This window comes from Alloalcanivorax venustensis ISO4, from assembly GCF_015356855.1.
Taxonomy (GTDB): domain Bacteria; phylum Pseudomonadota; class Gammaproteobacteria; order Pseudomonadales; family Alcanivoracaceae; genus Alloalcanivorax; species Alloalcanivorax venustensis.
Genome location: NZ_ARXR01000018.1, coordinates 18408 through 43031, shown reverse-complemented (window position 1 = coordinate 43031; position 24624 = coordinate 18408). Strand labels below are relative to the sequence as shown.

Below are 24624 nucleotides of genomic sequence, written 5' to 3'. Positions count from 1 at the left end.
TTTGGCCAACGCATCCACTGAACAGCGCACCGTGGTGGTGAGCCGCGACGTGCCGGCGCGCCTGGTGCCGGACGGCACGCGCATCACCATCCACAAGAACAGCTTCGTCAACCTGCGCCAGGCGCTCGGCGGCACCTACACGGTGACGTTGAACGGCAATATGGCGCGCATCGACGGTACCGACGCGGACGCCATCGGCCAGGCGCCGCTGGAGCTGGACTTCGATCCGCCGGAGGCGGACGGCAGCGTGCGCGAGGCGGACCTGAACACCGCGCTGGGCACCATTTTCGACCCGGAAATCCCAGTGAACATTCTCGACCTCGGTCTGGTATACGGCTGCGACGTGATCCGCCGCGAGGACAAAAACGTGGTGCAGGTGCGCATGACCCTGACCGCGCCCAACTGCGGCATGGGCCCGGTGCTGGTCGGCGACGTGGAAGACCGGCTGGCCAAGGTGCCCAACGTGGATGAGGTGGAAGTGGCGCTGCTGTTCGACCCGCCCTGGAGCCGCGACATGATGACCGAGGAAGCCCAACTCGAATTGGGATTGTTTTAATGAGTGAATTCGATATCCGCCAGATCAAACTGGGTGAAGACGTGACCGCCGAGGCGATTCACGAAGACCTGGAATTTCTGGACGACTGGGAAGAGCGCTACCGCTATATCATCGACCTGGGCAAGCAGTTGCCGGCGATGCCCGAGGACCTGCGCACCGAAGAGCGCTTCGTGCGCGGCTGCCAGAGCCAGGTATGGCTGCTCACCGACTACGACGAAGATCAGGACCGGCTGTACCTGGCGGTGGAATCCGACGCGGTGATCGTGCGCGGCCTGGCGGCGATCATCCTGGCGGCGCTGAATCGCAAGACCCCGTCGGAAGTGGCCGCCTACGACATGGACGACTTCTTCCAGCAGCTCGACCTGCTGCGCCATCTGAGCCCCACCCGCGGCAACGGCCTGCTGGCCATGGTCGGGCGCATCAAGCAGGAGGCCGCCGCCCTGGCGGCCTGACTAGACCGCCGACAGCGACGCCTTGCGCTGCGCCGGCACCAGACGCACCACGAAACGGCGCTGCCCTTCCCCGGGCGCGTCCTCCATCACTTCCGCGGCTTCCCCGAAATACCCGGCCACGCCGTGCACCGCGCCGAGCGCCAGCGCGCTCATGTCCCGGTGTGACCGGTAGCCGATTTCCAGCACGCCGGGGGCCAGCTCCCGCACCTCGATGCGCGGCGGCCGGGCTTCCGGGTCTTTCAGACGCACCACCTTCTGATGCACCTGTTCTTCCACGTTGAGCAGGAAATCCCGGGCGTTCCAGTGGCGCGGGATCAGCGCCCGGTACATATTGATCAGCGGCGGGATCACCCATTTCCCGAACGCTTCGAGCAGATCGTTGCGGTGCAGCGCGGTCTCGTCCTCCAGGGCCGCCACCAGGGCGTCCATGTCACCGTCCGGATAGAGCCGCACCGGCACGTAGACCTGGTCTGCCAGTCCGGCGGCGGCCTGGGCGTTGTCCCAGCAATCCGGACCGAACCGTTCCACGGCGAATTGCCGCAGGTGATAAAGAATCACCCCATGCATGCGTTGCTCCTCTCGTCTTCACGTAGACAAAGCAAGGGGCGGGCCAGCCCCCGGGTGGGACGGAGCGCCCCGGCGCCCCGACAGGCGGGCGTTTCAGGCGCGGCTGCGGGCCGCGTCACGGAGCCGGGTGACGGCCTCCGTCACATTCTGCCCGGCCCGGTCCACCTCGTCCTCGCCGGTGAACCGGCCCAGGGAGAGCCGGATCGCGCCATGGGCCAGGTCATCGGCCAAACCCATGGCCTTGAGCACGTAGGACGGCTCCAGAGAGGCGGAGGTACAGGCCGAGCCGGTGGAGACGGCCACCTCGGTGAGCGCGGTGAGCAGCATCTCGCCGTCCACGCCCTCGAACGCCACGTTCAGATGGCCGGCCAGGCGCGGCGCGTCGCGCCCGTTTAGATGCACGCCGGGCAGCGTCGCGATCTGGTCCCAGAGCCGGTCACGCAGCCCCGCCAGGCGCGTCTGCTCGGCGTCGCGCTCGGCCACGGCCAACGCCAGGGCTTCGCCCATGCCGACGATCTGGTGGGTGGCCAGGGTGCCGGAGCGCATGTTGCGCTCGTGGCCGCCGCCGTGGATCTGCGCGCTCAGGCGCACATCCGGGTGCCGGCGCACGTACAGCGCGCCCATGCCCTTGGGGCCGTAGAACTTGTGCGCGCTCAGCGACAGCATATCCACCGGCGTGGCGCGCACGTCCAGGGGCAGCTTGCCGGCGGTCTGGGCGGCGTCGCTGTGGAACAGCACGCCGGCCTCACGGCAAATCGCGCCGATCGCGTCGATGTCGTTGATCACCCCGGTCTCGTTATTGGCGTGCATGATCGACACCAGCACGGTGTCCTCGCGCAGGACGTCCGCCACCGCCTGGGGGTCGATGCGGCCGTCCGCGCCCGGCGCCAGGTAGGTCACCGGCACACCGGAACGCTCCAGCCAGCCGCAGGGGTCGAGCACCGCCTTGTGTTCGCTGGCGGCGGTGATCACATGGCCGCCGCCGCGCTGCTCCACCACACCCTTGATGGCCAGGTTGTCGGCCTCGGTGGCGCCGCTGGTCCAGACGATTTCACGGGGGTCCGCGTTGAGCGCGTCCGCCACCTGGCGGCGGGCGTTCTCCACCGCCTCTTCCGCCAGCCAGCCGTACAGATGGCTGCGTGATGCCGGATTGGCGAAGGTGCCCTCCGGGCCCAGGTGGCGCATCATCACCTCCACCACCCGGGGGTCCACCGGGGTGGTGGCGGCGTAATCCAGATAAACCGCTTGCGACATGGTCGGTGACTGCTTCTCGAAAGGTAGGTTAAAGCGTGCTGATCGGTACCCGGTTCTGGTACGCGCTCTGGTGCGCGTCCTGACGCTGGGCCACCGCTTTCACCTCATGGCGGGCGACCAGCTCGCCCAGGCTGATGCCGGACAGGAAGTCCTGGATCTGATCGGACAGATCGCACCATAGATGGTGGGTCAGGCAGGTGTGCCCTTCCTGGCAATCGCCCTGGCCGCCGCAGCGGGTGGCGTCCACGGATTCGTCCACCGCCTCGATCACCGCCGCCACGTCAATCTGGCCGCCCGGCCGGCTGAGACGGTAGCCGCCGCCGGGACCGCGAACGCTGGTCACCAGCTGCCGACGGCGCAGCTTGGCGAACAGCTGCTCCAGATACGAAATGGAAATGCCCTGGCGCTCGGAAATGTCCGCCAGGGATACCGGGCCGGCATCCGCGTGAAGAGCCAGATCCAGCATGGCGGTGACCGCGTAGCGGCCTTTGGTGGTCAGACGCATACCCACACCTTTGGTACGTGAATATTCGGTTAGCGTATTAAAAACCGACTAAATCGGTCAAGTATTATCTCAACAATAATTGATAATTATTCTCATGTAAATGCCGCCCGGCCCGACGCTCGAAGCGCCGGCTGCACAATAATTCGTCGGCCGGACCGGCCGCGCCGGGGAAACGGGCTCTGGATTCTTGACAGCGCCGGGGCGCTCGCGGACAATTCGCGGCCTTGAAGGAACCCCGGGTTCCAGAGTTCGATGGCAAGGTAGCTCAGCTGGTTAGAGCACAGCACTCATAATGCTGGGGTCGGCGGTTCAAGTCCGCCCCTTGCTACCATCTACGAAGAAGGCCGCCTACCGGGCGGCCTTTTTTGTGCGCCCCTCTTCTGGGATCAGATCTTGTGGGAGCGGGCCCAGCCCGCGAAAGGGTGGCTTTGAGCCACCCGGCAGGATACCAGAGGCCTCTTTTTCCAGTGTTCGGTGCTCCGTATCGGAGACGCGGTGCAATGGTGGTGCCTTCCGGGACCGCTCAAGCCATCCCTGGCCGCTGTTAGTTTGGCCCCCCCTGGCCAAACAGCTCCCTCCAGGCACCACCATTGCCCCGCTCACTTGGCAGCGGAACCGCCACGGGTCAGCTCCACCCTTTCAGAGAGAGCGCCCGGACCTTTCTACGAAGCTCGGATTGTAGGAGCTTGCCTTGCAAGCGAAAGGCCGGCTTGCCGGCCGGCTGGATCCCAGAGGCTGATGGTGCTGCTGTCAGACATCTCTGGGATCCTGCCGGGAGCTTCGCTCCCTTTCGCGGACGGGGCCCGCTCCCAAAAGGCCCACCCGCACCAGGGTGCCCGGTTAGGGGCAGCCGGTTAAAGGATAACCAGGTGGTTGGGCAGCTCGTTTTTCTTTTCGGTGGCGGGCACCTTGATGATCAGCTGGTCGCCGCAGGAGGCGATGCACTCCAGGAAGCCGTTGAGCACCTCGCCCTGGCGGACGTGGGCGGTGAAGGTGTCGACGATCTTCTTCCAGGTTTCGTCCGGCACATGCTGGGCCACGCCCCGGTCGACGAGGATCTCCACGTAGTGCTCCGCTTCGCTGACGAAGATCAGCACGCCGTGGCCGCCACGGGTGTGGTGCAGGCCCTGGTCGAGGAAGGTGCGCCGGGCCAGGTTAGCGGCGCGCCAGTGCTTCACGCGCTTGGGCACCAGTTTCATCATCAGCGGCGGCCAGCGGAACAGCACCGCCAGCACCACCAGCACGGTCCACTGGGCGAGCAGTGTTTCCAGCGCGTCCAGTCCCACCGGCATGAACGCCAGCGCCAGAGGCACCAGCAGCGACAGCAGCGCCGCCCACATCATCGGGATGTAGCGGTAGTCGTCGGCCTGGCGGGCCAGCACGGTGACCACCTCGGCGTCGGTGTCTCTTTCAATGGCGGCAATCGCCCGGGCAACCCGTTTCTGGTTCTCTTCGTTCAATAACATTACCAACCTCCCGAGGCGCCACCGCCTCCGAAACCACCACCGCCGCCGCCGAAGCCGCCGCCACCGAAACCTCCGCCGCCTCCGCCGCCGAAGCCGCCCATGCCCATGGGCAGGAACATCAGGCCGGCGGCGCCGCGGCGGCCGCCTTTGCGGCCCAGGCCACCGAACGACAGAAAGAAGGTGAACACCACCAGGCCGATCAGGTAGAGCAGCGCCTGCAGGCTGGAGGCTTCTTTACGGTCGGCGTCGCCGCCGCCGGCCGGGGCCTGATATTCGCCCTGGATGGCGGCGAAAATTGAGGTGAGCGCCGCGTTGATGCCGCCGGCGAAATCCCCTTGCCGGAAGGCGGGCTGGATGTCGTTGCGGATGATGCTGGAAGAGGTGGCGTCGGTGAGCGCCCCTTCCAGCCCGTAGCCCACTTCGATACGCACCTTGCGCTCGTTGGGCGCGATGATCAGCAGAGCGCCGTTGTCGGTGCCCTCCTGGCCGATGCCCCACTCCCGGCCCAGCCGCACGCCGTAATCGGCGATGTCATAGCCCTGCAGGTCCGCCAGGGTGACCACCACGATCTGGTTGGAGCTTTGCTGCTCTTCGGCGGCCAGCCGCTCGGTGAGCGCCTGTTCCTGGGCCGGCGACAGCAGTTCGGCGTTGTCGACCACGCGCCCGGTGAGTTCCGGGAAGTCCGGGGCGGCGGACACCGGCAGCGCCAGCGCCGCCAGCATCAGCAGGGCGCCGAGCCGCAGCGCGGCGCCGAGACGGTTGGGGGTCAGCGCGGTACTCATTCGAAGTTAACGGAGGGCGCCTGGTCGGCGTTCTCCGTGGTGGCTTCGAAGTTTTCGCGCTGTTCCAGCTCGCTGTACAGCACGCTGTGCCAGAGGCGGCCCGGGAAGGTGCGGATCTCGGTGTTGTACTGCTGCACCGCCTGGATGTAATCCCGGCGCGCCACCGCGATGCGGTTCTCGGTGCCTTCCAGCTGAGCCTGCAGGGTCAGGAAGTTCTGGTTGGATTTCAGGTCCGGGTAGCGCTCCACCACCACCATCAGCCGCTGCAGCGCGGAGCCGAGCTGGCTCTGCGCCTGCTCGAACTGCTGGAATTTCTCCGGGTCGTCGAGAATGCTCTCGTCCATTTGAATCGAGCCCACCTTGGAGCGGGCCTCGGTGACCTCCACCAGCACTTCGCGCTCCTGGTCGGCGAAGCCCTGCACGGTGTTGACCAGATTGGGCACCAGGTCGGCGCGGCGCTGGTACTGGTTCTGCACCTGGGACCAGGCGGCCTTCACCTGCTCGTCGTAGGTGGGAATATTGTTGATGCCGCAGCCGGCCAGCGATACCGCCAGCCACATCAGCATGAAAGCACGCCAAAAGTTCATTCCGGGTTCTCCAATTCAGAAGTGGACGCAGTCAAGCAATTCCCCGGTGGATTAGCAACCGAAACCCCGGTGACCGCCTGAATCAGTTTTTCCTTGCGCGGGCGGGACAGGGCCTTGAGGCGCACCTCCAGCCGGCCGGCGGCGGCCCGCCCGGGCACCGCCACGCACATCACCAGGGCCACCGGCCGCCGGGCACGGGTGTAGCGGGCGCCGCGCGGGCCGTCGTTGTGTTCCTGCCAGCGGCGCAGCACGTCCGTGGTGACACCGGTGTACAGGGAGCCGTCGGCGCAGCGCAGCATGTACACCCACCAGTCGCCGGCCGCCGGCGCCGTGCTCTGTTTCACGGTTTTACACCTGTTTTTCGGGGAATTGCTATCATCAACATGTGTTTTTGCATCGAAACAACAATAGCCTGAAATAAGGAGCTTCGCATGATCACCTACCTCTACTGGCTGCTGGTGGCGGCCGTTATCTTCCTGGCCCTGTTCGGCATCGGTGTGCGCATGGGCAAGTGGAAACCGGCGCTCATTACCGCCGTGGTGATCTGGCTGTTAAGCACCCTGCTCTACTATTTTTGGCTGGAACAGATTTTCGTCAAGCGCCTTGGCGGCACCATGAACGTGACCGTGGAAGAAGGGCACCAGCACGTGGCGGCCACCTGGAAAGGCGACAACCTGTGGATCGAAAACTACGACCCGGAGACCAACCGCTGCATCTTCCAGGAATATTCACGGGGTAACGTGCTGGAAGGCAAGGTGGTGATCAAGAACTGCAACCCGCTGCGCGCCGGCGATACGCCCGCACCTTCGGAGACCCTCGACAAAGGCCTGTAAGCCTCCCCGGGCGCGAGGCGACCCCGCTGAAAACGCCGGCGGCGGCCGCCTTCGCGCCGCCTTGACCCGGCGCCGACCACTATTCCCGCACACATCAAGGGGGAGGTGGTTATGATCCGATATTCAGTGCTGGGGCTGCTTATGCTGGTGGCGGGCATGGCGAGCGCCGGCGAGCCGCCGCGGCTGCCCTCCCTGGACGCCGCCGATGAAGAAACCGAGTCCCAGGACAGTTGGCCCTCCGGCCGGAATGTTCCCACCGGTATCCGCGCCAACCAGGGCCTGCCCCTTCCCGATGCCGCCGGCGCCACTGTCTATACCTTTTAGGCCCATCGGGGCCCGGCGTCTTCTCGCCCCTGCCTTGCACTGCTATGGTGGAAGGCTACTTGCCCGATCCCCCCGACCCGATGAAAGTCCGCAATAGTAAGGAACAGCAGCGCCGGCGCCTGCAACGGGATATGGAGCGTTTTCTCTCCCACGGCGGACGCATTAAGGAAGTGCCGCACGGCGTTTCCGGCAATGACCCGGCGCAGCCCCAGGGAAAGCGTGCTTTTCCGTTTTCCCAGGCGCCACGCGCCACCCGCACGGACATTTCAGCGGTGGCGGCGGCGATTGACGCGCGCAAACGCAAAACCACCCGCCCCACGCACAAGCGCCGGCCGCGGCGCAAACTGATCTATGACGATTTCGGCGAACCGTTGCGCTGGGTGTGGGACGAGTGAGATCACCACCAACCAAGAAGGATGCGACCATGAAACGACTGAGTATTGTGCTGGGCCTGCTGATGCTGAGCGGTATCGCCATCGCGGACGTGGCGGAAAAGACCGTGAAACTGCCCGGTGGTCTGGGCAAGGGCGTGCTGTTCATGGACGAGGACCTGGACCGCACCACCGCCGGCGTGATCGTGGTGCACGAATGGTGGGGCCTCAACGACTACGCCCGCAACCGCGCCCGTCTGCTCGCCGAGGAGGGCTATGTGGCCCTGGCGGTGGATATGTACGGCGACGGCCAGGTGGCCAGCCACCCCAAGGACGCCAAGGCGTTCATGGAGCAGGCGCTGTCGGAACCGGAAAAACTGACCGCGCGCTTCAACGCCGCCAAAACCATACTGCGTGATCAGCAGTACGTGGACGACGACCGCATCTTCGCCGTGGGTTACTGCTTCGGCGGCGGCGTGGTTTTGGAACAGGCGCGCAAGGGCAACGACCTGGCCGGCGTGGCCAGCTTCCACGGCACCCTGGGCACCAACCAGCGCGCCGGCGAAGGCGACATCGACGCCCGCGTGCTGGTGGCCACCGGCCAGGCCGACCCGATGGTGCCGGCGGATCAGGTGAGCGCCCTGGTGGAAGAGCTCACCCAGGCCGGCGCCCAGTTCCAGCTGCTCAGCTTCCCGGGCGTGCAGCACGGTTTCACCAACCCCAAGGCGGACGAAACCGGCAAACGGTTCGAGCTGCCGCTGGCCTACGACAAAGAGGCCGATCTGGTGAGCTGGGAAGCCCTGATGGACTTTATCGAGCAACCCTGATCCCCACCCCGGCGCCCCACCCTGGGGCGCCGGGCACCAATAAAGCGCACTCGCCTGCCCCAAAACGATCCCGCCACGCCCCGCCTCCGGGCGCCAGCCCTTACAAAACAACACCTTGGCCACCCTGGCATCGGTTTTGCTGTATGGATGTCAGGAATCGAATGGCCGGTTTTGCCATCACGACTCGACAATTTGCTATCAATGGATCGCTAGGGTTCCGGTCGGCAACGCCGATGCCTGGTCCGAGAGCGGTCGACCTTCGCCCGGCGCGCCGGGGAGGTTACACGGCGGGACAAAAGCCCGGGAGGACATGATGACGCCCTGTCATTGGATTCCTCATCGCCTGTAACCAAGGAGGTCGCCATGAAGAAACTGATCAACCGCCAGGCCGGACCGGTGGGCCGCTGGGCCCTCGGGCTGCTGCCCTTCGTCATCCTGGCGGTGTTGTACCTGGTCGCCTCCGACGCACGGCTGGACGCGAACCCCAACGACAAATTGCTGCCCTCCCTGAGCAGCTTCTCCGACGCCATTGAACGCATGGCCTTCGAGCCCAGCAAACGCAGCGGCGAATACACCCTGCTGGTGGACACCCTGGCCAGCCTGCAGCGGCTCGGCATCGGCGTGGCGATCAGTGCTCTGATCGGCCTGGTGGTGGGCATCGCCACCGGCTCGCTGCCGCTGTTCCGGGCCGGCATCTCACCGCTGGTCACCGGCATGTCGCTGGTGCCGCCGCTGGCGATTCTGCCGATCCTGTTCATCATTTTCGGGCTCGGCGAGCTGGCCAAGGTGATGTTGATCATCATCGGCATCACCCCTTTTCTGATCCGCGACCTGCAGCAGCGGGCGGAGGAAATCCCCACCGAACAGATCATCAAGATGCAGACCCTGGGCGCCAACACCTGGCAGATCATCACCCGGCTGGTGTGGCCGCAGATCATGCCGCGCCTGCTCAGTTCCGTGCGTCTGTCCCTGGGCTCCGCCTGGCTGTTCCTGATCGCCGCGGAAGCCATCGCCGCCACCGAAGGCCTGGGCTACCGCATCTTTCTGGTGCGCCGCTACCTGGCCATGGACGTGATTCTGCCCTACGTGGCCTGGATCACTTTCCTGGCGTTCGCTCTCGACTTCGCCCTCAAGCGTTACTCCCAGTGGCGCTACCCCTGGTTCCACGGCGCGCAATAAGGAGACCGATATGGCTGCCATCGAGATCAAGAATCTTTGGAAGGAGTACGGCCAGGACGTGGTCCTGGAGCGCCTGAACGCCAAGGTGGAAGAAGGCGAGTTCGTCACCGTGGTGGGCGCCTCCGGCTGCGGCAAGACCACCTTCCTGAAAATGATGCTGGGCACCGAAAGCCCGACCCGGGGCCAACTGCTGCTGGACGGCAAACCGATCCCCGACGAGCCGGACGAGACCCGGGGCATCGTGTTCCAGCGCTATTCCGTACTGCCCCACCTCACCGCGGTGGAAAACGTGATGCTGGCCGGCGAACTGGAAAGCAGCCGCTGGCTGGGCCGGGTGTTCGGCGGCAAACGCCGCGCCCTGCGCGAGCAGGCCGAGGAAATGCTCGCTTCCGTGGGGCTGGACCAGGCCCTGGGCAAATACCCCCACGAGTTGTCCGGCGGCATGCAGCAACGCCTGGCGCTGGCCCAGGCGCTGATCAAGAAGCCGCGCATTCTGCTGCTGGACGAACCCTTCGGCGCCCTGGACCCGGGCATCCGCCGGGACATGCACGAGCTGGTGCTGGACCTGTGGCGCAAACAGGACCTGACCGTGTTCATGATCACCCACGACCTGGCGGAGGGCTTTTTCCTCGGCACCCGCATGTGGGTGTTCGACAAGGAGCGGCTGGACCCGCAGACCCCCGGCAGCTACGGCGCGCGCATTACCTACGACCTGCCGGTGGGCAACAGCGACAAAGGCACCCTGCAGTCGATCACCCAGAGCGTGGATTCCACCGCCCGGGTGCTGGGCGCCTGATACCGACCCCGTAACCAGAGAACGAGGAGCAACCCCATGCAAACCCCGCTCTACCAATACACCCTGCCCGGCGGCGCGCACTGGTCCTTCCGGATGCGGCGCGGCACCGCCCTGCGTCTCACCGACGTGGAAGGCGGCGCCAACGTGGGCATGCTGTTCTACAACCCGGAGGAAAAGCTGGAGCGCTACAACGCCCCGGACAGCCTCAAGGGCCAGCACACCTTCAAGCTCACCCGCGGCAACTGCCTGTACTCGGACATGGGCCGGGTGTTCGCCTCCATCGTCGAGGACAGCTTCGGCTGGCACGACACCGTGTGCGGCAACCTGCACCCGCAACAGGTGAAGGAGAAGTACGGCGAACACCGCTACCAGGACCACCACAACGACTGGTACCTCAGCGGCCACACCAGCTTCCTCACCGAGCTGGCCAAGTACGGCCTCACCGAACGGGACCTGGCCGCCAACCTCAATCTGTTCAGCAAGGTGGCCACCGACGACGACGGCAAGATGTGCTTCGACCCCTCCGCGGCGAAACCCGGCGCCCAGGTCACGCTGCGTTTCGAGATGGAAACCCTGGTGGTGATGCACACCTGCCCGCACCCGCTCAACCCGGCCACGGAATACCCGAAGAAGCCGGTGCACGTGGAAATGCTCAAGGCCGACCCGGTGACGGCGGACGACTACTGCCTGAACTTCCGCCCGGAGAACGGCCGCGCCTTCGAAAACAACCGGCTGTACTACCTGGACGAAGCCTGAGCCGTAAGGAGGACAAGATGATCAAAGAAAGCATTCTGAAACCCGAAGACGCCACCTTCCGGGAGACCGTCCCCGCCGGCGACTACTTTCTGAAAGTGGTGAAAAAAGGCGAGACGGTCCGAATCCTGGATCTGGAAGGCAACCAGGCCGCCGACACCCTGTTCTTCAACGCCGACGACAGCGCCGAACGTTACAGCGCCGTGGACACCATCCGCGAACAGGGCAACGTCTACCTCACCGCCGGCACGGTGCTGCGCTCCAACCGCAACAACCCGATGCTGGAAATCACCGCCGACACCTGCGGCCGCCACGACACCCTGGGCGGCGCCTGCGCCACCGAGAGCAACACCGTGCGCTACGACCTGGAAAAGCGCTGTATGCACGCCTGCCGCGACAGCTGGATGTTGGCGGTCAACGAGCACGAAGAGTTCGGCCTCGGCAAACGGGACATCACCCACAACATCAATTTCTTTATGAATGTGCCGGTGACCGCCGACGGCGGGCTCACCTTCGAGGACGGCATCTCCGCGCCGGGCAAATACGTGGAACTGAAAGCACTGATGAACACCACCGTGCTGATTTCCAACTGCCCGCAGCTCAATAACCTGTGCAACGGCTACAACCCCACGCCCATTGAAGTGCTGATCTGGTAACGGCGTTCACCGAAAACGCCCCCGGGGACGACCCCGGCGCAAGGAAACACAACGGCGGGACGGCCCGCCCTCGCAAGAGAGCCGACGTCATGTTCAACAAGGTTTTGATCGCCAACCGCGGCGCCATCGCCACCCGCATCATCCGTACCCTCAAGGATCTGGACGTCACCAGCGTGGCGATCTACGCCGACGCGGACACCGAATCCCGACACGTGGCCCTGGCGGACCAGGCGCTGTACCTGGGCGACGGCAACGCCGCGCAGACCTACCTGAACCAGGACAAGCTGTTCGCGCTGATGGCCGAGCACGGCATCGACGCGGTGCACCCCGGCTACGGCTTTCTCAGTGAAAACCCCGAATTCGTGGAGCGGTGCGAAAACAACGGCATCGCTTTTATCGGGCCGACCGCGCAACAGATGCGCGACTTCGGCCTGAAACACACCGCCCGCGCCCTGGCCGAGGACAACGACGTGCCGCTGCTGCCCGGCACCGGCCTGCTGGATGACCCGGCGGCGGCGCTCAAAGCCGCCGCCGAGATCGGCTACCCGGTGATGCTCAAAAGCACCGCCGGCGGCGGCGGCATCGGCATGCAGATCTGCCACGACGACGCCGGCCTGGAAAAAGCCTGGGACAGCGTGCGCCGGCTGAGCGCCAACAACTTCTCCAACGACGGCGTGTTCCTGGAAAAATACATTGAGCGCGCCCGCCACATCGAAGTGCAGGTGTTCGGCGACGGCGCCGGCGGCGCACTGGCCCTGGGCGAGCGGGACTGCTCCGCCCAGCGCCGCCACCAGAAAGTGCTGGAAGAAACCCCGGCACCCAACCTGCCGGACGAGGTGCGCGCCACCCTGCACGACACCGCCCGCCGCCTGGTGGCGGCGGTGGATTACCGCAACGCCGGCACAGTGGAATTCATCCTCGACCAGGACAGCAACCGCTTCTACTTTCTGGAGGTGAACACCCGCCTGCAGGTGGAGCACGGCGTCACCGAGCAGGTGTTCGGCATCGACCTGGTGCGCTGGATGGTGCAGCTGGCCGCCGGCGAGCTGCCGCCGCTGGCGGGCCTGGGCGAGGGCCTCATGCCGCGCGGCCACGCGCTGCAGGCGCGCCTGTACGCGGAAGACCCCAACAAGGACTTCCAGCCCAGCGCCGGCCTGCTCACCACCGCCGAGTTTCCCGAGGCCGACGGCGAGAAGCTGCGCATCGACCACTGGATCGAACCCGGTTTGACGGTCTCGCCGCTGTACGACCCAATGCTGGCCAAGCTGATCGTCTTCGAAGCGGATCGCGACGCGGCGCTGGCCGCCCTGCAACGCACCCTGGAACACACCTGCGTGGAGGGCATCGAAACCAACCGCGACTATGTGCTGGCGATCCTCGCCGACCGGGCGTTCCAGAACGGCGAAATGACCACCCGCTACCTGAACGGTTTCGACTACCAGCCCACCACCCTGGACGTGCTCGCCGGCGGCACCCTGACCACGGTGCAGGACTACCCGGGCCGGCGCGGCTACTGGCCCATCGGCGTGCCGCCGTCCGGCCCGTTCGACGCGCTCAGCTTCCGCCTCGGCAACCGCCTGCTGGGCAACGACGAGGACGCCGCTGGGCTGGAATTCACCCTCAACGGCCCCACCCTGCGCTTTAACCACGGCACCCGCATCGCCCTTACCGGCGCCGACATGGGCGCCACCCTGGACGGCGAGCCGGTGCCCAACTACCAGGCGGTTTCCGTCGCCGCCGGCCAGACCCTCAAGCTGGGCAAGGTGCGCGGCGACGGCGCCCGCGCCTACCTGACCCTCGCCGGCGGCCTGCAGTGCCAGCCCTACCTGGGCTCGCGCAGCACCTTCACCCTGGGGCAGTTCGGCGGCCACGGCGGGCGCGCCATCCGCACCGGCGACGTGCTGCACTTCGGCCCCCCGGCGGCGGACACGGCCCCGGTGGCGGTGCCGGACAGCCTGAAACCGGCGCTGGGCGACACCTGGGAGCTGCGCGTGATTTACGGCCCCCACGGCGCGCCGGACTTTTTCACCGACGACGACATGGCCACCTTCTTCAGCGCCGACTGGCAGGTGCACTACAACTCCAGCCGCACCGGCATCCGCCTGGTGGGCCCGAAACCGGAATGGGCGCGCAGCGACGGCGGCGAAGCGGGCATGCACCCGTCCAACATTCACGACAACGCCTACGCCGTGGGCACCGTGGATTTCACCGGCGACATGCCGGTGATCTTGGGGCCGGACGGGCCGTCGCTGGGCGGCTTCGTGTGCCCCGCCACGGTGATCTCGGCGGACCGCTGGAAACTGGGCCAGCTCAAGGCCGGCGACCGCATTCGCTTCGTGCCGCTCAGCCTGGACGACGCCGACCGCCTGGCGGCGGAACAGGACGCCTGCCTGGCCGCCCTCGAGGCGCCGACGCTGGACCCGGCCCCGGCCGCCGTGACCACGCCGGTCCTGGACCGGCTGGAAGAACAGGAAGACGGCCCGGAGGTGGTCTACCGCGCCGCCGGCGACCGCTACCTGCTGGTGGAATACGGCCCGCTGGAACTGGACCTGCGGCTGCGATTCCGGGCCCACGCGCTGATGCTGTGGCTGGAACACCAACAGCTCGACGGCATTCTCGAACTGACCCCGGGCATCCGCTCCCTGCAGGTGCATTTCGAGCCGTCCGTGCTGCCGCGCCAGGAATTGTTGGAGATCCTGAAACGGGCCGAACTGACCCTGGACAAGCAGGACGACCTGGAAGTGCCCTCGCGCATCGTCCACCTGCCGCTGAGCTGGGACGACGAAGCCTGCCGCCTGGCGATCGAGAAATACACCCAGTCGGTGCGCAAGGATGCACCCTGGTGCCCCAGCAACATTGAGTTCATCCGCCGTATCAACGGCCTAGCCAGCATCGACGAGGTGAAGAAAATTCTGTTCGAGGCCAGTTATGTGGTGATGGGCCTGGGCGACGTCTATCTCGGCGCGCCGGTGGCCACCCCCTACGACCCGCGCCACCGGCTGGTGACCACCAAGTACAACCCGGCCCGCACCTGGACCGCGGAAAACTCGGTGGGCATCGGCGGCTCCTACCTGTGCGTGTACGGTATGGAAGGGCCCGGCGGCTATCAGTTCGTGGGCCGCACCATGCAGATGTGGAACCGCTTCCACCGCACCGAGGCGTTCACCCAGCCCTGGCTGCTGCGCTTCTTCGACCAGATCCGCTTCTACGAAGTGAGCGCCGAGGAGCTGCAACAAATCCGCCGCGACTTCCCCAAGGGCCGCTACCCGTTCCGGGTCGAGGAGACCACCTTCAACCTGGGCGAGTACCAGCGCTTCCTGGAAGACAACGACGCCGACATCCGCGCCTTCACCGACGCCCGCAACCGGGCCTTCGACGAGGAATTGCAACGCTGGGTGGCAAGCGGCCAGATCAACTTCGAATCCCAGCAGGACCTGAACGCCGAGGAAGCGGACAGCCTGCCGGAAGGCACTCCGGTGGAATCCCCCACTGCCGGCAACATCTGGAAGCTCACCGTGGCCGAAGGCGACCGCGTGGAAGAAGGCCAGGTGGTGGCGGTGCTGGAGTCCATGAAGATGGAAATCGAAGTGGCCGCGCCGGAAGCCGGCAAGGTGGTGCACATCGCCCGCCAGGAGGGCCAGCAGATCAACGCCGGCCAGGCGGTGATGATCCTGGGTTGAACGGCCCGGGCCTTGCGACCACCGCGATGACAACGCACAGTGCGGACACCAGACGCACGACGACGAGGCTCTTATGTGGCGCACCGGCCGCACCCCTCCATGGGCGCCGGCACTGACCGGCGCCCTGCTCCTCTTGCTCGCCACGCCGCTCTGGAGTCAGCAGGACGGCGGCATGGATTTCGATCAGGTCACCGGCGGCGCACCGCCGCCGGCGCTGCACAAGTACCAGGCCCGCGACGGCACGCCCTTGCACTACCGGGAATACGCCGGCAGCGGCGACGCGGCGCGGGTGATCGTGCTGCTGCACGGCTCCGGCTACCACAGCGGCTACCTGCAACCGCTGGCCGCCGGCCTGGCGGAAAGCGGCGACGTGCGCGTTTACACACCGGACCTGCGCGGCCACGGCCCGGACCCGGTGCGGCGCGGTGACGTGGACTACATCGGCCAGCTCGAGGACGACCTGGACGACTTCCTGGGCCTGGTGCGCCGGGCGCACCCCGAGGCGGCGTTGTTGCTGGCCGGCCACTCCAGCGGCGGCGGCCTGGCGATACGCCACGCCGGCGGCGACCCGCAGGTGCCGGTGGACGGCTACATCCTGCTGGCGCCCTACATCCATCACAGTGCCCCCACCAGCGCGGAAAGCAATTCGGACTGGGCCGACCCGAAAGTACTCCGGCTGATCCTGCTGGGCCTGCTCAACGGCGTCGGCATCACCGGCCTGAACGACCTCACCGTGATCGAATTCAACATGCCGGAAGCCGTGCGCGACGGCACCGAGACCCTGGCCTACAGCTACCGTATGCAGACGTCGATGCACCCGCGCGACGACTACGGCACCGACATCGCCGCGCTGAACGCGCCCACCCTGGTGCTGGCCGGCAGCGCCGACAGCAGCTTCAACAGCGACGCCTACGCGCCCCTGTTCCGCGAGCACACCGACCACGCCGACGTAAAGGTGCTGGAAGGGGTCGGCCACCTGGGCCTCATCAAAAGCGCCGACACGCGCGGCGCGATCCAGCAATGGCTGACCGGCCCCGTGCGGCGTGACTGATATTGAGGTAGCGGATTAGTTGTCTTCCGGACCGACCCAGAACTCCGGGTTATGGGCCACCTCCCACAGGAAGCCGTCCGGGTCGGAAAAGTAGCCCAGGTAGCCGCCCCAGTGCGCTCTGTGTCCGGGTTTCACCATGGTGGCGCCGGCGGCCTCGGCCTGCGCCAGCACCTGATCCACCTCCTGCTCCGAATGCACATTGTGGGCGATGGTGAAGCCGGCGAAGCCGCCGCCGTCATCGGCCACGTCGGCTTCCTCGGCCATCGCCTGACGGCCGTAGAGGCCCAGCCAGGTGCCGTTCAGCGTAAAGAACGCCACTTCCGGCGGCGACGGCATGCGCGGCAATCCCAGACCCTGCTCGTAGAACCGCACCGAACGCGCCAGATCCCGCACACCGAGCGTCAATAAACTCATTCTTGGTTTCACGATACCTCTCCACTCTGAGAACTGTTCTTTTGGACAGTATTCAAAAGCATCCTTGCGCACAAGATGGAGCAACCGGGAAGCGATCAGACCGGCTGGGGCAGCGGTACCGACAGAGCGACCGGCGGCGCAAAACCGAAGGCGCGGAAACCGTGGGTCAGCCCCGCGGGGCGCGGGTCGGTGGCCCAGGCCGGAGCGAGATGTTCAGGCCGGTTTTCCTCCGCCGCGCCGGCTACCTGCGCCACGCGCCGGGCGATGGCGCTGCCGGAGTCCACCCATTGCAGCGGGCGCGGGGCGCGGGCGTCGAGCCGGTCGCGCAGCAGCGGGAAGTGGGTGCAGCCGAGCACCACGGTGTCCAGCGTCGGCGCGCGCCACAGTGGCGCCAGCCCGGCGTCGATGACGGCGTCGTCCACCGGCTCGCCGGCGAGCAGCCGCTCGGCCTGCTCCACCAGGCCGTCGGCGGCCACCCGCACCACGGTGCAGTGGCCGGCGAAGTCGTGGATCAGCTTGTCGGTGTAGGGGCGAGTGACGGTGGCGGAGGTGGCCAGCAGGCCGATCACGCCGCTGCGGCTGAGCGCGGCGGCGGGCTTGATGGCGGGCACCGTGCCCACCACCGGGATGGCCAGGGCGTCGCGCAGCGCGTCCAGCGCCAGGGTGCTGGCGGTGTTGCAGGCCACCACCAGCACCCGGGCGCCGCTGGCGGCCACCGCCGCCCGGCACACCTGGACGATGCGCCGCACCAGCCAGGCGTCCGCCTTGGTGCCGTAGGGCAGCGCCGCGTTGTCGCACACGTAGGCCAGCGGCGCGCCGGGCATCTGCTCGCGCAGCGCCTTGACCACGGACAGGCCGCCGACCCCGGAATCGAAGATCAGGATGGGGCCGCTCACGGGCGGGCTCCGGGCGGGACGGTTGTGGTGACGGCGGAATAGCGGGCCATACGGTTACGGTCGGGTGGTTGCCGGGCGAAGGGGGAAGATTACCGCTATCGCGGGCCGGCAACAAAGGGCGTGACCAGATCGGCCACCAGCCGGGCCTGACGGGCCCAGCGGAAATGATCGGCGCGGTCGCCGAGTTGTTCGGCGGTAATCACCTGCTGGCGGAGCGGGGCGTTGCGGAATTTGTCCGTCACCGCTTTCACTGACGCTTCCGGGGCCAGGGCGTCGTCCGCCAGCCGCACCGCCAGCACCGGCCCGGTATAGGCGGCGACGGCGGCGTCCAGGTCTTCGTCCAGACCCCGGGCCTGGTAGCGGTTGTGCTGCGCCAGGGTGCGCCAGTCGTTCATGACGCCGCGCGCCTCGTTGCCGCCGAAGCCGATGCGCTCGCCGGGGAAGTAACCGAGCAGCAGGCCGGCGGCGGGAATCAGCCGGATCAGCCGGCGCACGCTTTTGGCGTCGGGCCGGGTGCGCGCGCCTTCGAACGCTTTCCACCAGGGGCTGCCGGTGGCCACCAGAATTAAACCGTGGATGCGTTCGGCAAAGCGCCCGGCGGTGATGGCGGCGAAATGGCCGCCCAGGCTGTGGCCCATCAGGTGGAGCGGCGCGCCGGGCCGCCGCGCTTCGGCCCAATCCAGCAGCGCCGGCAGGTCGTTGTCGAGCACCTCGGCGAAGCCCCAGTTCTGACCACGGCCGGGCCGCAACGCGCTGTCGCCCTGGCCGCGCTGCTCCATCACCGCCACATTGAGCCCGCTCCCGGCCAGGGTGGCGGCGAGCTTGTCGTAAAAGCGCGCCGCCACGCCCAGCGCCGGCAGCAGCACCACCGTCGGTGTGTCCGGCGCGCCCGCGTACCAGGTCACCGGCACCCGGTAACCGCTGGCGGTATCGACCTGATGGCCGGCGCCGGCGGCGGCCGCGCTCACGCGGTCTCCGCCCCTTCCGGACGGCGCGGCCGGCGCACCAGCTCACCGCCGCAGTTCGGACACAGCCCGCCCAGGGCGGTGCAACAGTCCACGCAGAAGGTGCACTCGTAGGAACAGATATAGACTTCGCCCTGCTCGATCAGCGCGTCGTGGCAATGTTCGCACTCGGTTTTCATTTCCAACATGTCGGTGTTTCTCCTAGCGCGCTTCGACTTTCTGTTTGCCACAGCGCTCGCACTGGTAACGGGTGACCAGTTTGCCCTGCTGGCTGTCGAACCGGGTGTTCTTGACCACTTTCCATTTGTGGAAGCCGTGCTGGCACAGGCCCTTTTTGGGTTTCTTTTTGGCCGGTTTCTGGAAGGGGACCACGTCGCCCATGGTAATACCCTTGTGTTTCTGTGGACCGGTACAGGTTACTCGAATTTTTTCCGGGTGGTGTCAATTCGGTTGTGCGGGCTGTGGTGCTCCGTATCGGAGACGCGGTGCAATGGTGGTGCCTTCCGGGACCGCTCAAGCCATCCCTGGCCGCTGTTAGTTTGGCCATCCCTGGCCAAACAGCTCCCTCCAGGCACCACCATTGCCCCGCTCACTTGGAAACGGAACCGCCACGGGTCAGAAACGCCGCCCGGACCTTTCTACGAAACCCTGGCGGCGAATCTCCCAAGGAGCGCCGGGATCGGGTGGGCCCGCTCCCACAAACCGGCGCCAAGGTCAGGAACTGGCCGGGGCGGGTTGGGGCTGGCGCAGGCCGCGCCACTGGCACCAGATCAGGAAGGCGGTGAGCAGGGCCAGGTCGGCGAGCAGGAACTGGCCCAGGCTGGAGAGCAGCGGCGCCGCCACGATCATCGCCACGGGGAGGGCGACCACGAAGGCGGCGTCGGCCAGGGTGAGCAGCTTGGCCAGTCCTTGGGGGATCGGCTTGCGGGTGCCGACGAAGGCCAGATCGGCGGCGAACAGCAGGCAGACGACGCCGGCCACGGTGCAGACCAGCGGCGGGATGGCGCCGGCGTGGGCGCCGAGCAGGCCGGCGATGATACCCCCGTCGACGATCAGCAGCGCGCCCAGCAGGGCGGTGCCGACGGCGTTGAAGAGCAGGGCGTGTTTGAGTGATTTCCAGGGCATGGTCTTTCTCCTTCAGGTTTCTGATAGAGTCAGAATCCCCGTTGCGGGGAAGCGAAACAATTACCCGTGAGGTAATGGGAGGCGACAGTGCAGGCGGGACATTTGTTATCGGAGTGGCGCCGCAACCGGCGTTTGAGCCAGCTGGATCTGGCGATGCGGGCGGAGGTGTCGAGCCGCCATCTGAGCTTCGTGGAAACCGGCCGGGCGCAGCCCAGCGCCGGCTTGTTGCAGCGGCTGGCGGAGGCGCTCGATCTCAGCTGCCGCGATACCAATCACCTGCTGGTGGCCGCCGGCCATCCGCCGCGCTTCTCGGAAACGCGGCTGGACGATCCGGCCATGGCGCCGGTGCGCCGGGCCCTGGAGGTGATGCTGGAAAACCATTCGCCCTATCCGGCGGCGGTGCTGGATGCGCACTGGAATCTGCTGCTCGCCAACCCGGCGCAGCAGGCGCTGATCCAGGCGGTGGTGGCCGAGGGCGGCCCGCTGCCGCAGACCGGCAACATGGTCGAGCTGGTGTTCCATCCGGAGGGGTTCCGCCCGTTCATCGCCAACTGGGAGACGGTGGCCGGCTTCCTGCTGCGGCGTCTGCGGCGGGATCTGGATACCCGCCCGGATACGGTGTTGCGCGCGCTCTATCAACGGCTGAGCGAACTGGCGGACGTGGACGCCCTGCTGGAACACACGCCGGCCAGCGTGGAGCCGATGCTCACCCTGGAGCTGGATATCGCCGGGCGGCGCCTGCGCACCTTTTCCACCCTGGCCTGTTTCGGCACCGCGGTGGACGTGGTGGTGGAGGAGCTGCGCATCGAACATTACTTCCCCGCCGACGACGCCACCCGGGCGTTCTTCGAGGAAGCGGGCGGCTTTGATCGCACTGAAGGCCCCGAATCCGTATAATTCCGCTCCCGAATCCACCGGCCACAGGATATCTATGACCGACTTTACCCCCGGCCAGCGCTGGCTCAGTGAATCCGAGACCGAACTGGGCCTCGGCCTGATCAAGGAGGTGGATTACCGTCTGGTCACGGTGCTCTATCCGGCCGTGGAAGAAGAGCGGACCTACGCCAAGAACAACGCGCCCTTGTCACGCATCACCTTCGACGAGGGCGATACCCTGACCACCGGCGACGGCCTGGAGCTGGTGGTGCAAAGCGCCGAGGATCACAACGGGCTGATGGTGTACCACGCCCACCCCGCCGGCGAGCCGGACAATGTGCAGCCGGTGCCGGAATCCCTGCTGGGCCATCAGTTGCGCCTCAGCGGCGCCATGGACCGTTTGCTCACCAATCAATTGTCGTCGAACCGCTGGTTCGAGCTGCGGCTGTCGGCGCTGCGCGCCCGCGCCCAGCGCGAAGGCTCCGAGATCGAGGGCCTGCGCGGCCCGCGCATCGACCTGATCGGCCACCAGCTGTACATCGCCGACCAGGTGGCGCGGCGCTACGCGCCCCGGGTGCTGCTGGCCGACGAAGTGGGCCTGGGCAAGACCATCGAAGCGGGTCTGATTCTCCATCAACAGCTGCAGACCGGCCGCGCCGGCCGGGTGCTGATCGTGGTACCGGACGCCCTGGTGCACCAGTGGTTCGTGGAGATGGCGCGGCGCTTCAACCTGCGTTTCTCGATCTTCGACGAAGAGCGCCTGGAAGCCCTGGGCAAACCCAGCGCGGAAAGCGTCAAGGACATGCTCGCCGACCTGATCGCCGAGGAGCTGGGCGAGGCGGACGCGCCGGAAGTGGTGGACAACCCCTTCCTGTCCGAGCAGTTGATCCTGTGCAGCACCGCCTTCCTGGAAGGCTGCGACATCGACACCCTGGCCGCCGCCGAGTGGGACCTGGTGGTGGTGGATGAAGCCCACCATCTGGAGTGGTCCGAGGACGCGCCGTCGGAAGCCTATCAGCGCGTCGAGCGGCTGGCGCGCACCAGCCCCGGCCTGTTGCTGCTCACCGCCACGCCGGAACAGCTGGGCGTGGAGAGCCACTTCGCGCGCCTGCGGCTGCTGGACCCGGACCGCTACCCGAGCCTGGACGCCTTCGTCGAGGAACAGGGCCAGTACCGGGAAGTGGCGGAACTGGCCGGCGAGCTGCACGACCGGGACACCTGGCCGGCGGCGCTGAAAGACCGGGCCGCCGCCCTGCTGCCCGGCGAGACCGTGGACGAAGACCACCGCGACACCGTACTGGCGGAGCTGCTGGACCGCTTCGGCCCGGGCCGGGTTCTGTTCCGCAATACCCGCCACAACATCGCCGGCTTCCCGGCGCGCAAGGTCGAGGGCTATCCCCTGCCCTTGCCCGGCAACTACGAAGTGGACGACGACGAAGCGGAGCTGCGTCTGTACCCGGAGGCGGGCTTCCCGGACGATCGTTGGTGCGCCGAGGACCCGCGCGTCAACTGGCTGGAAAAATTCCTCAAGGCGCAGCGCGGCGAGAAAGTGCTGGTGATCTGCGCGCGCCGCGACACCGCCATCGACCTGCACGCCTACTGCGGCTACAAGCTGGGCATGAGCGTGGCGGTGTTCCACGAAGGCATGGATCTGATCGAGCGGGACCGGGCGGCGGCCTACTTCGCCGACAGCGAGGACGGCGCCCAGGCGCTGATCTGCTCCGAGATCGGCTCCGAGGGCCGTAACTTCCAGTTCGCCCACCACCTGGTGCTGCTGGACCTGCCGCTGAACCCGGATCTGCTCGAGCAGCGCATCGGCCGCCTGGATCGCATCGGCCAGAGCGAAGAAATCCGCATCCATGTGCCCTACTTCGAGAACCATGGCCAGGAGGTGCTGTTCCACTGGTACCACCAGGGCATGAACGCCTTCGAGCAGACCAACCCGGCGGGCCACGAAATCCGCCTGCGCACCCAGGACACCCTGGAGGCGGCGCTGGCCCTGCCCGGCGACGCCGACACCCGGCAGCGCCTGATCGAGGCCACCCGTACCGAGGCGGCGCGCCTGCGCGAGCTGCTGGAGAGCGGCCGCGACCGCCTGCTGGAGCTGGCGTCGTTCGACGCCGAACGGGCGGAAACCCTCAAGGACAAACTGCGCGAGGCGGACGCCCACAGCCCCTGGCCGTTCCTGGGTCGCCTGTTCGACCACTACGGCGTGGATCAGGAAGAGCACTCCGAACAGGCGTGGATTCTCAAGCCGGGCAATCACATGCGCGAGCCGTTTCCGGAGCTGCCCGATGACGGCGTGACGGTGACCGATGACCGCGCCACCGCCCTGGCCCGCGACGACATGCAGTTCCTCACCTGGGAACACCCGCTGGTGACCGGCGCCCTGGATATGATTCTCGGCTCCCACCGGGGCAAGGCGTCGGTGAGCCTGCTGAAGAACCCCAAGGTGAAAGCCGGCACCCTGCTGCTGGAGCTGGCCTACACGGTGGAAACGGTGGCGCCCAAGCACCTGCAGGCGGACCGCTTTCTGCCGGTGACCACCATCCGCCGGCTGGTGGACGGCCGCGGCCGGGATCTGTCCGCGGCGATCAGCCATGAGGCACTGTGCAAGCAGTGCCACAAGCTGGAAAAGCCGCTGGCGCGCAAGATCGTCGCCAGCCAGAAAGCCCTGCTGGAACAGCTGCTCAAGGACGACGAAAACAAGGCGCGCGGCGAAGCGGACGAGATCATCCAGACCGCCCTGGCCGCCATGCGCGAGCAGCAGGACCTGGAACTGCGCCGCCTGAAAGCGCTGCGGGAAAAGAACCCGCTGGTGCGCGACGAAGAGATCGACTTCCTGGAGCGGCAGACCGCCGCCCTGGAAACCCACTTGCAGGACGCCCGCTACCGCCTGGAGGCGGTGCGGGTGATCGTAGCCGGAGACTAGAATGAGTTATTTGCCCTGTGTGGAAATCGAACCGCAACAGCCCGCCGTCGCCAGCGTGATCTGGCTGCACGGCCTGGGCGCCAGCGGCCACGACTTCGAGCCGGTGGTGCCGGAGTTGGGTATGCCGGCGGACCTGCCGACGCGCTTCGTGTTTCCCCACGCGCCGCAGATTCCGGTGACCATCAACGGCGGCATGGTGATGCCGGCCTGGTACGACATCGTCGGCCTGGGCGGCGAAGGTCCCACCGACGTGGACGGCATCCGCCGCTCCGCCGACCAGATCGACGCCCTGATCGAACGGGAAATCGAGCGCGGCGTGCCCAGCGAGCGCATCGTCATCGCCGGCTTTTCCCAGGGCGGCGCGGTGGCCTACGAAGTGGCCCTGCGCCACCCGAAAAAGCTGGCCGGCCTGATGGCACTGTCCACCTATTTCGCCACCCAGGACAGCGTCGCCCTGAGCGAGGCCAACCGGGCCTTGCCGGTGTTCGTGGCCCACGGTCAGTTTGACCCCATGGTGCCGGAAAAAGGCGGCAGCCAGGCGGCCCAGGCGCTGGAAGGCAAGGGCTACCCGGCGACCTACAAAACCTACCCCATGGAGCACGCGGTGTGCCTGGAGGAAATTCAGGACATCGCCGCTTTCCTGAAGCAGGTGCTCGCCTGAAACGCCCGGGTCTCCTTACCGGGCCTTTCTACGAAGCCCGGTTTGTGGGAGCTTGCCCTGCAAGCGAAAGGCCGGCAAAGCCGGCCGGCAGGATTCCAGAGAGCTTTTCAGGGCTG

The 24624-nt window shown here is 66.8% G+C and carries 28 protein-coding genes, 1 tRNA gene and 1 riboswitch; of the genes, 16 read left to right on the top strand and 13 right to left on the bottom strand.

Annotated features, from left to right (window positions below; genetic code table 11):
• Position 1: 1 nt before the first annotated feature.
• Positions 2–556, top strand: coding sequence for a putative Fe-S cluster assembly protein SufT (gene sufT / locus ISO4_RS11160; RefSeq protein ID WP_142948487.1), 555 nt, complete (start codon positions 2–4; stop codon positions 554–556).
• Positions 556–1008, top strand: coding sequence for a SufE family protein (locus tag ISO4_RS11155; protein ID WP_067606433.1), 453 nt, complete (start codon positions 556–558; stop codon positions 1006–1008). Before sufT ends, ISO4_RS11155 begins: the two co-directional genes overlap by 1 nt.
• On the opposite strand, the gene ISO4_RS11150 is transcribed toward ISO4_RS11155, so the two are convergent.
• The 3 genes from ISO4_RS11150 to iscR form a co-directional block, all read right to left on the bottom strand.
• Positions 1009–1575 (bottom strand): heme NO-binding domain-containing protein, encoded by a 567-nt coding sequence (locus ISO4_RS11150; protein ID WP_194856266.1) that lies wholly within the window; start codon positions 1573–1575, stop codon positions 1009–1011.
• A 93-nt stretch (positions 1576–1668) separates the two neighbouring features.
• Entirely contained in the window at positions 1669–2829 is a 1161-nt protein-coding gene (locus ISO4_RS11145) for an IscS subfamily cysteine desulfurase (protein ID WP_194856265.1), read from the bottom strand.
• Positions 2830–2857: 28 nt separating this feature from the next.
• On the bottom strand, positions 2858–3334 hold the full coding sequence (iscR, locus tag ISO4_RS11140; protein ID WP_142948484.1) for a Fe-S cluster assembly transcriptional regulator IscR: 477 nt from the start codon (positions 3332–3334) through the stop codon (positions 2858–2860).
• Positions 3335–3588: 254 nt separating this feature from the next.
• Here iscR and ISO4_RS11135 point away from each other — a divergent pair.
• A tRNA-Met gene (locus tag ISO4_RS11135) sits at positions 3589–3665 on the top strand.
• Between the two features lie 523 nt (positions 3666–4188).
• On the opposite strand, the gene ISO4_RS11130 is transcribed toward ISO4_RS11135, so the two are convergent.
• The 4 genes from ISO4_RS11130 to ISO4_RS11115 are packed head-to-tail and all read right to left on the bottom strand — an operon-like array spanning position 4189 to position 6513.
• Positions 4189–4800 carry a TPM domain-containing protein gene (locus ISO4_RS11130; RefSeq protein WP_194856264.1) on the bottom strand — a complete coding sequence of 204 codons (612 nt, stop codon included), beginning with the start codon at positions 4798–4800 and terminating at the stop codon, positions 4189–4191.
• Complete coding sequence (locus ISO4_RS11125) at positions 4800–5582, bottom strand: TPM domain-containing protein (protein ID WP_194856263.1); 783 nt, start codon at positions 5580–5582, stop codon at positions 4800–4802. Before ISO4_RS11125 ends, ISO4_RS11130 begins: the two co-directional genes overlap by 1 nt.
• Positions 5579–6169, bottom strand: coding sequence for a LemA family protein (locus ISO4_RS11120; RefSeq protein ID WP_194856262.1), 591 nt, complete (start codon positions 6167–6169; stop codon positions 5579–5581). The genes ISO4_RS11125 and ISO4_RS11120 overlap by 4 nt, the downstream gene beginning before the upstream one ends.
• Entirely contained in the window at positions 6166–6513 is a 348-nt protein-coding gene (locus tag ISO4_RS11115; RefSeq protein WP_255442690.1) for a GIY-YIG nuclease family protein, read from the bottom strand. The genes ISO4_RS11120 and ISO4_RS11115 overlap by 4 nt, the downstream gene beginning before the upstream one ends.
• Before the next feature lie 87 nt (positions 6514–6600).
• Here ISO4_RS11115 and ISO4_RS11110 point away from each other — a divergent pair, with 87 nt between their 5' ends.
• The 10 genes from ISO4_RS11110 (at position 6601) to ISO4_RS11065 (ending at position 16639) form a co-directional block, all read left to right on the top strand.
• Positions 6601–7002 carry a hypothetical protein gene (locus ISO4_RS11110; RefSeq protein ID WP_194856261.1) on the top strand — a complete coding sequence of 134 codons (402 nt, stop codon included), beginning with the start codon at positions 6601–6603 and terminating at the stop codon, positions 7000–7002.
• A gap of 111 nt (positions 7003–7113) precedes the next feature.
• The gene (locus ISO4_RS11105) at positions 7114–7326 is read left to right on the top strand and encodes a hypothetical protein (RefSeq protein WP_194856260.1); all 213 of its coding nucleotides are present in this window, start codon (positions 7114–7116) and stop codon (positions 7324–7326) included.
• A gap of 59 nt (positions 7327–7385) precedes the next feature.
• Entirely contained in the window at positions 7386–7721 is a 336-nt protein-coding gene (locus tag ISO4_RS11100; protein ID WP_228548068.1) for a hypothetical protein, read from the top strand.
• 29 nt (positions 7722–7750) lie between these two features.
• A complete protein-coding gene (locus tag ISO4_RS11095) occupies positions 7751–8524 on the top strand; it encodes a dienelactone hydrolase family protein (RefSeq protein ID WP_194856259.1) in 774 nt (257 codons plus the stop codon).
• A 198-nt stretch (positions 8525–8722) separates the two neighbouring features.
• Positions 8723–8833: riboswitch (guanidine-I (ykkC/yxkD leader) on the top strand.
• Positions 8834–8887: 54 nt separating this feature from the next.
• Positions 8888–9703 (top strand): ABC transporter permease, encoded by an 816-nt coding sequence (locus tag ISO4_RS11090; RefSeq protein ID WP_142950120.1) that lies wholly within the window; start codon positions 8888–8890, stop codon positions 9701–9703.
• 10 nt (positions 9704–9713) lie between these two features.
• Entirely contained in the window at positions 9714–10499 is a 786-nt protein-coding gene (locus ISO4_RS11085) for an ABC transporter ATP-binding protein (RefSeq protein ID WP_194856258.1), read from the top strand.
• A gap of 36 nt (positions 10500–10535) precedes the next feature.
• Positions 10536–11255 carry an urea amidolyase associated protein UAAP1 gene (locus ISO4_RS11080; protein WP_194856257.1) on the top strand — a complete coding sequence of 240 codons (720 nt, stop codon included), beginning with the start codon at positions 10536–10538 and terminating at the stop codon, positions 11253–11255.
• 17 nt (positions 11256–11272) lie between these two features.
• Positions 11273–11908, top strand: a complete 636-nt coding sequence (locus ISO4_RS11075) for an urea amidolyase associated protein UAAP2 (protein WP_194856256.1) — start codon at positions 11273–11275, stop codon at positions 11906–11908.
• Between the two features lie 89 nt (positions 11909–11997).
• Complete coding sequence (gene uca / locus ISO4_RS11070) at positions 11998–15588, top strand: urea carboxylase (RefSeq protein ID WP_194856255.1); 3591 nt, start codon at positions 11998–12000, stop codon at positions 15586–15588.
• Positions 15589–15661: 73 nt separating this feature from the next.
• Positions 15662–16639, top strand: a complete 978-nt coding sequence (locus ISO4_RS11065; protein ID WP_228548067.1) for an alpha/beta hydrolase — start codon at positions 15662–15664, stop codon at positions 16637–16639.
• A 15-nt stretch (positions 16640–16654) separates the two neighbouring features.
• On the opposite strand, the gene ISO4_RS11060 is transcribed toward ISO4_RS11065, so the two are convergent.
• The 6 genes from ISO4_RS11060 to ISO4_RS11035 form a co-directional block, all read right to left on the bottom strand.
• The gene (locus ISO4_RS11060; RefSeq protein ID WP_228548066.1) at positions 16655–17053 is read right to left on the bottom strand and encodes a VOC family protein; all 399 of its coding nucleotides are present in this window, start codon (positions 17051–17053) and stop codon (positions 16655–16657) included.
• A gap of 95 nt (positions 17054–17148) precedes the next feature.
• The gene (murI, locus tag ISO4_RS11055) at positions 17149–17949 is read right to left on the bottom strand and encodes a glutamate racemase (RefSeq protein ID WP_194856253.1); all 801 of its coding nucleotides are present in this window, start codon (positions 17947–17949) and stop codon (positions 17149–17151) included.
• A 95-nt stretch (positions 17950–18044) separates the two neighbouring features.
• Complete coding sequence (locus ISO4_RS11050) at positions 18045–18917, bottom strand: alpha/beta hydrolase family protein (RefSeq protein WP_194856252.1); 873 nt, start codon at positions 18915–18917, stop codon at positions 18045–18047.
• Positions 18914–19102, bottom strand: a complete 189-nt coding sequence (locus tag ISO4_RS11045; RefSeq protein ID WP_194856251.1) for a DUF1272 domain-containing protein — start codon at positions 19100–19102, stop codon at positions 18914–18916. Before ISO4_RS11045 ends, ISO4_RS11050 begins: the two co-directional genes overlap by 4 nt.
• Positions 19103–19115: 13 nt before the next feature.
• A complete protein-coding gene (locus tag ISO4_RS11040) occupies positions 19116–19295 on the bottom strand; it encodes a hypothetical protein (protein ID WP_142950111.1) in 180 nt (59 codons plus the stop codon).
• A 333-nt stretch (positions 19296–19628) separates the two neighbouring features.
• Positions 19629–20039, bottom strand: coding sequence for a hypothetical protein (locus tag ISO4_RS11035; RefSeq protein ID WP_194856250.1), 411 nt, complete (start codon positions 20037–20039; stop codon positions 19629–19631).
• Positions 20040–20126: 87 nt separating this feature from the next.
• Between ISO4_RS11035 and ISO4_RS11030 the strand changes: the two genes are divergently transcribed.
• Genes ISO4_RS11030 through ISO4_RS11020 form a run of 3 tightly spaced genes read left to right on the top strand, consistent with a single transcriptional unit; the run spans position 20127 to position 24508 of the window.
• Positions 20127–20936, top strand: coding sequence for a helix-turn-helix domain-containing protein (locus ISO4_RS11030; RefSeq protein ID WP_142950109.1), 810 nt, complete (start codon positions 20127–20129; stop codon positions 20934–20936).
• Between the two features lie 34 nt (positions 20937–20970).
• Positions 20971–23847 (top strand): RNA polymerase-associated protein RapA, encoded by a 2877-nt coding sequence (rapA, locus tag ISO4_RS11025; RefSeq protein WP_194856249.1) that lies wholly within the window; start codon positions 20971–20973, stop codon positions 23845–23847.
• A 1-nt stretch (position 23848) separates the two neighbouring features.
• On the top strand, positions 23849–24508 hold the full coding sequence (locus ISO4_RS11020; RefSeq protein WP_194856248.1) for an alpha/beta hydrolase: 660 nt from the start codon (positions 23849–23851) through the stop codon (positions 24506–24508).
• Positions 24509–24624: the final 116 nt, after the last annotated feature.

Bases quoted from the DNA above. Each gene is read 5' to 3' on its own strand.
- ISO4_RS11155 (WP_067606433.1), top strand. From the start codon at position 556: ATGAGTGAATTCGATATCCGCCAGATCAAACTGGGTGAAGACGTGACC.
- ISO4_RS11150 (WP_194856266.1), bottom strand. From the start codon at position 1,575: ATGCATGGGGTGATTCTTTATCACCTGCGGCAATTCGCCGTGGAACGG.
- ISO4_RS11145 (WP_194856265.1), bottom strand. From the start codon at position 2,829: ATGTCGCAAGCGGTTTATCTGGATTACGCCGCCACCACCCCGGTGGAC.
- iscR (WP_142948484.1), bottom strand. From the start codon at position 3,334: ATGCGTCTGACCACCAAAGGCCGCTACGCGGTCACCGCCATGCTGGAT.
- ISO4_RS11130 (WP_194856264.1), bottom strand. From the start codon at position 4,800: ATGTTATTGAACGAAGAGAACCAGAAACGGGTTGCCCGGGCGATTGCC.
- ISO4_RS11125 (WP_194856263.1), bottom strand. From the start codon at position 5,582: ATGAGTACCGCGCTGACCCCCAACCGTCTCGGCGCCGCGCTGCGGCTC.
- ISO4_RS11120 (WP_194856262.1), bottom strand. From the start codon at position 6,169: ATGAACTTTTGGCGTGCTTTCATGCTGATGTGGCTGGCGGTATCGCTG.
- ISO4_RS11110 (WP_194856261.1), top strand. From the start codon at position 6,601: ATGATCACCTACCTCTACTGGCTGCTGGTGGCGGCCGTTATCTTCCTG.
- ISO4_RS11105 (WP_194856260.1), top strand. From the start codon at position 7,114: ATGATCCGATATTCAGTGCTGGGGCTGCTTATGCTGGTGGCGGGCATG.
- ISO4_RS11095 (WP_194856259.1), top strand. From the start codon at position 7,751: ATGAAACGACTGAGTATTGTGCTGGGCCTGCTGATGCTGAGCGGTATC.
- ISO4_RS11090 (WP_142950120.1), top strand. From the start codon at position 8,888: ATGAAGAAACTGATCAACCGCCAGGCCGGACCGGTGGGCCGCTGGGCC.
- ISO4_RS11085 (WP_194856258.1), top strand. From the start codon at position 9,714: ATGGCTGCCATCGAGATCAAGAATCTTTGGAAGGAGTACGGCCAGGAC.
- ISO4_RS11080 (WP_194856257.1), top strand. From the start codon at position 10,536: ATGCAAACCCCGCTCTACCAATACACCCTGCCCGGCGGCGCGCACTGG.
- ISO4_RS11075 (WP_194856256.1), top strand. From the start codon at position 11,273: ATGATCAAAGAAAGCATTCTGAAACCCGAAGACGCCACCTTCCGGGAG.
- uca (WP_194856255.1), top strand. From the start codon at position 11,998: ATGTTCAACAAGGTTTTGATCGCCAACCGCGGCGCCATCGCCACCCGC.
- ISO4_RS11065 (WP_228548067.1), top strand. From the start codon at position 15,662: ATGTGGCGCACCGGCCGCACCCCTCCATGGGCGCCGGCACTGACCGGC.
- ISO4_RS11060 (WP_228548066.1), bottom strand. From the start codon at position 17,053: ATGAGTTTATTGACGCTCGGTGTGCGGGATCTGGCGCGTTCGGTGCGG.
- ISO4_RS11045 (WP_194856251.1), bottom strand. From the start codon at position 19,102: ATGTTGGAAATGAAAACCGAGTGCGAACATTGCCACGACGCGCTGATC.
- ISO4_RS11040 (WP_142950111.1), bottom strand. From the start codon at position 19,295: ATGGGCGACGTGGTCCCCTTCCAGAAACCGGCCAAAAAGAAACCCAAA.
- ISO4_RS11035 (WP_194856250.1), bottom strand. From the start codon at position 20,039: ATGCCCTGGAAATCACTCAAACACGCCCTGCTCTTCAACGCCGTCGGC.
- rapA (WP_194856249.1), top strand. From the start codon at position 20,971: ATGACCGACTTTACCCCCGGCCAGCGCTGGCTCAGTGAATCCGAGACC.
- ISO4_RS11020 (WP_194856248.1), top strand. From the start codon at position 23,849: ATGAGTTATTTGCCCTGTGTGGAAATCGAACCGCAACAGCCCGCCGTC.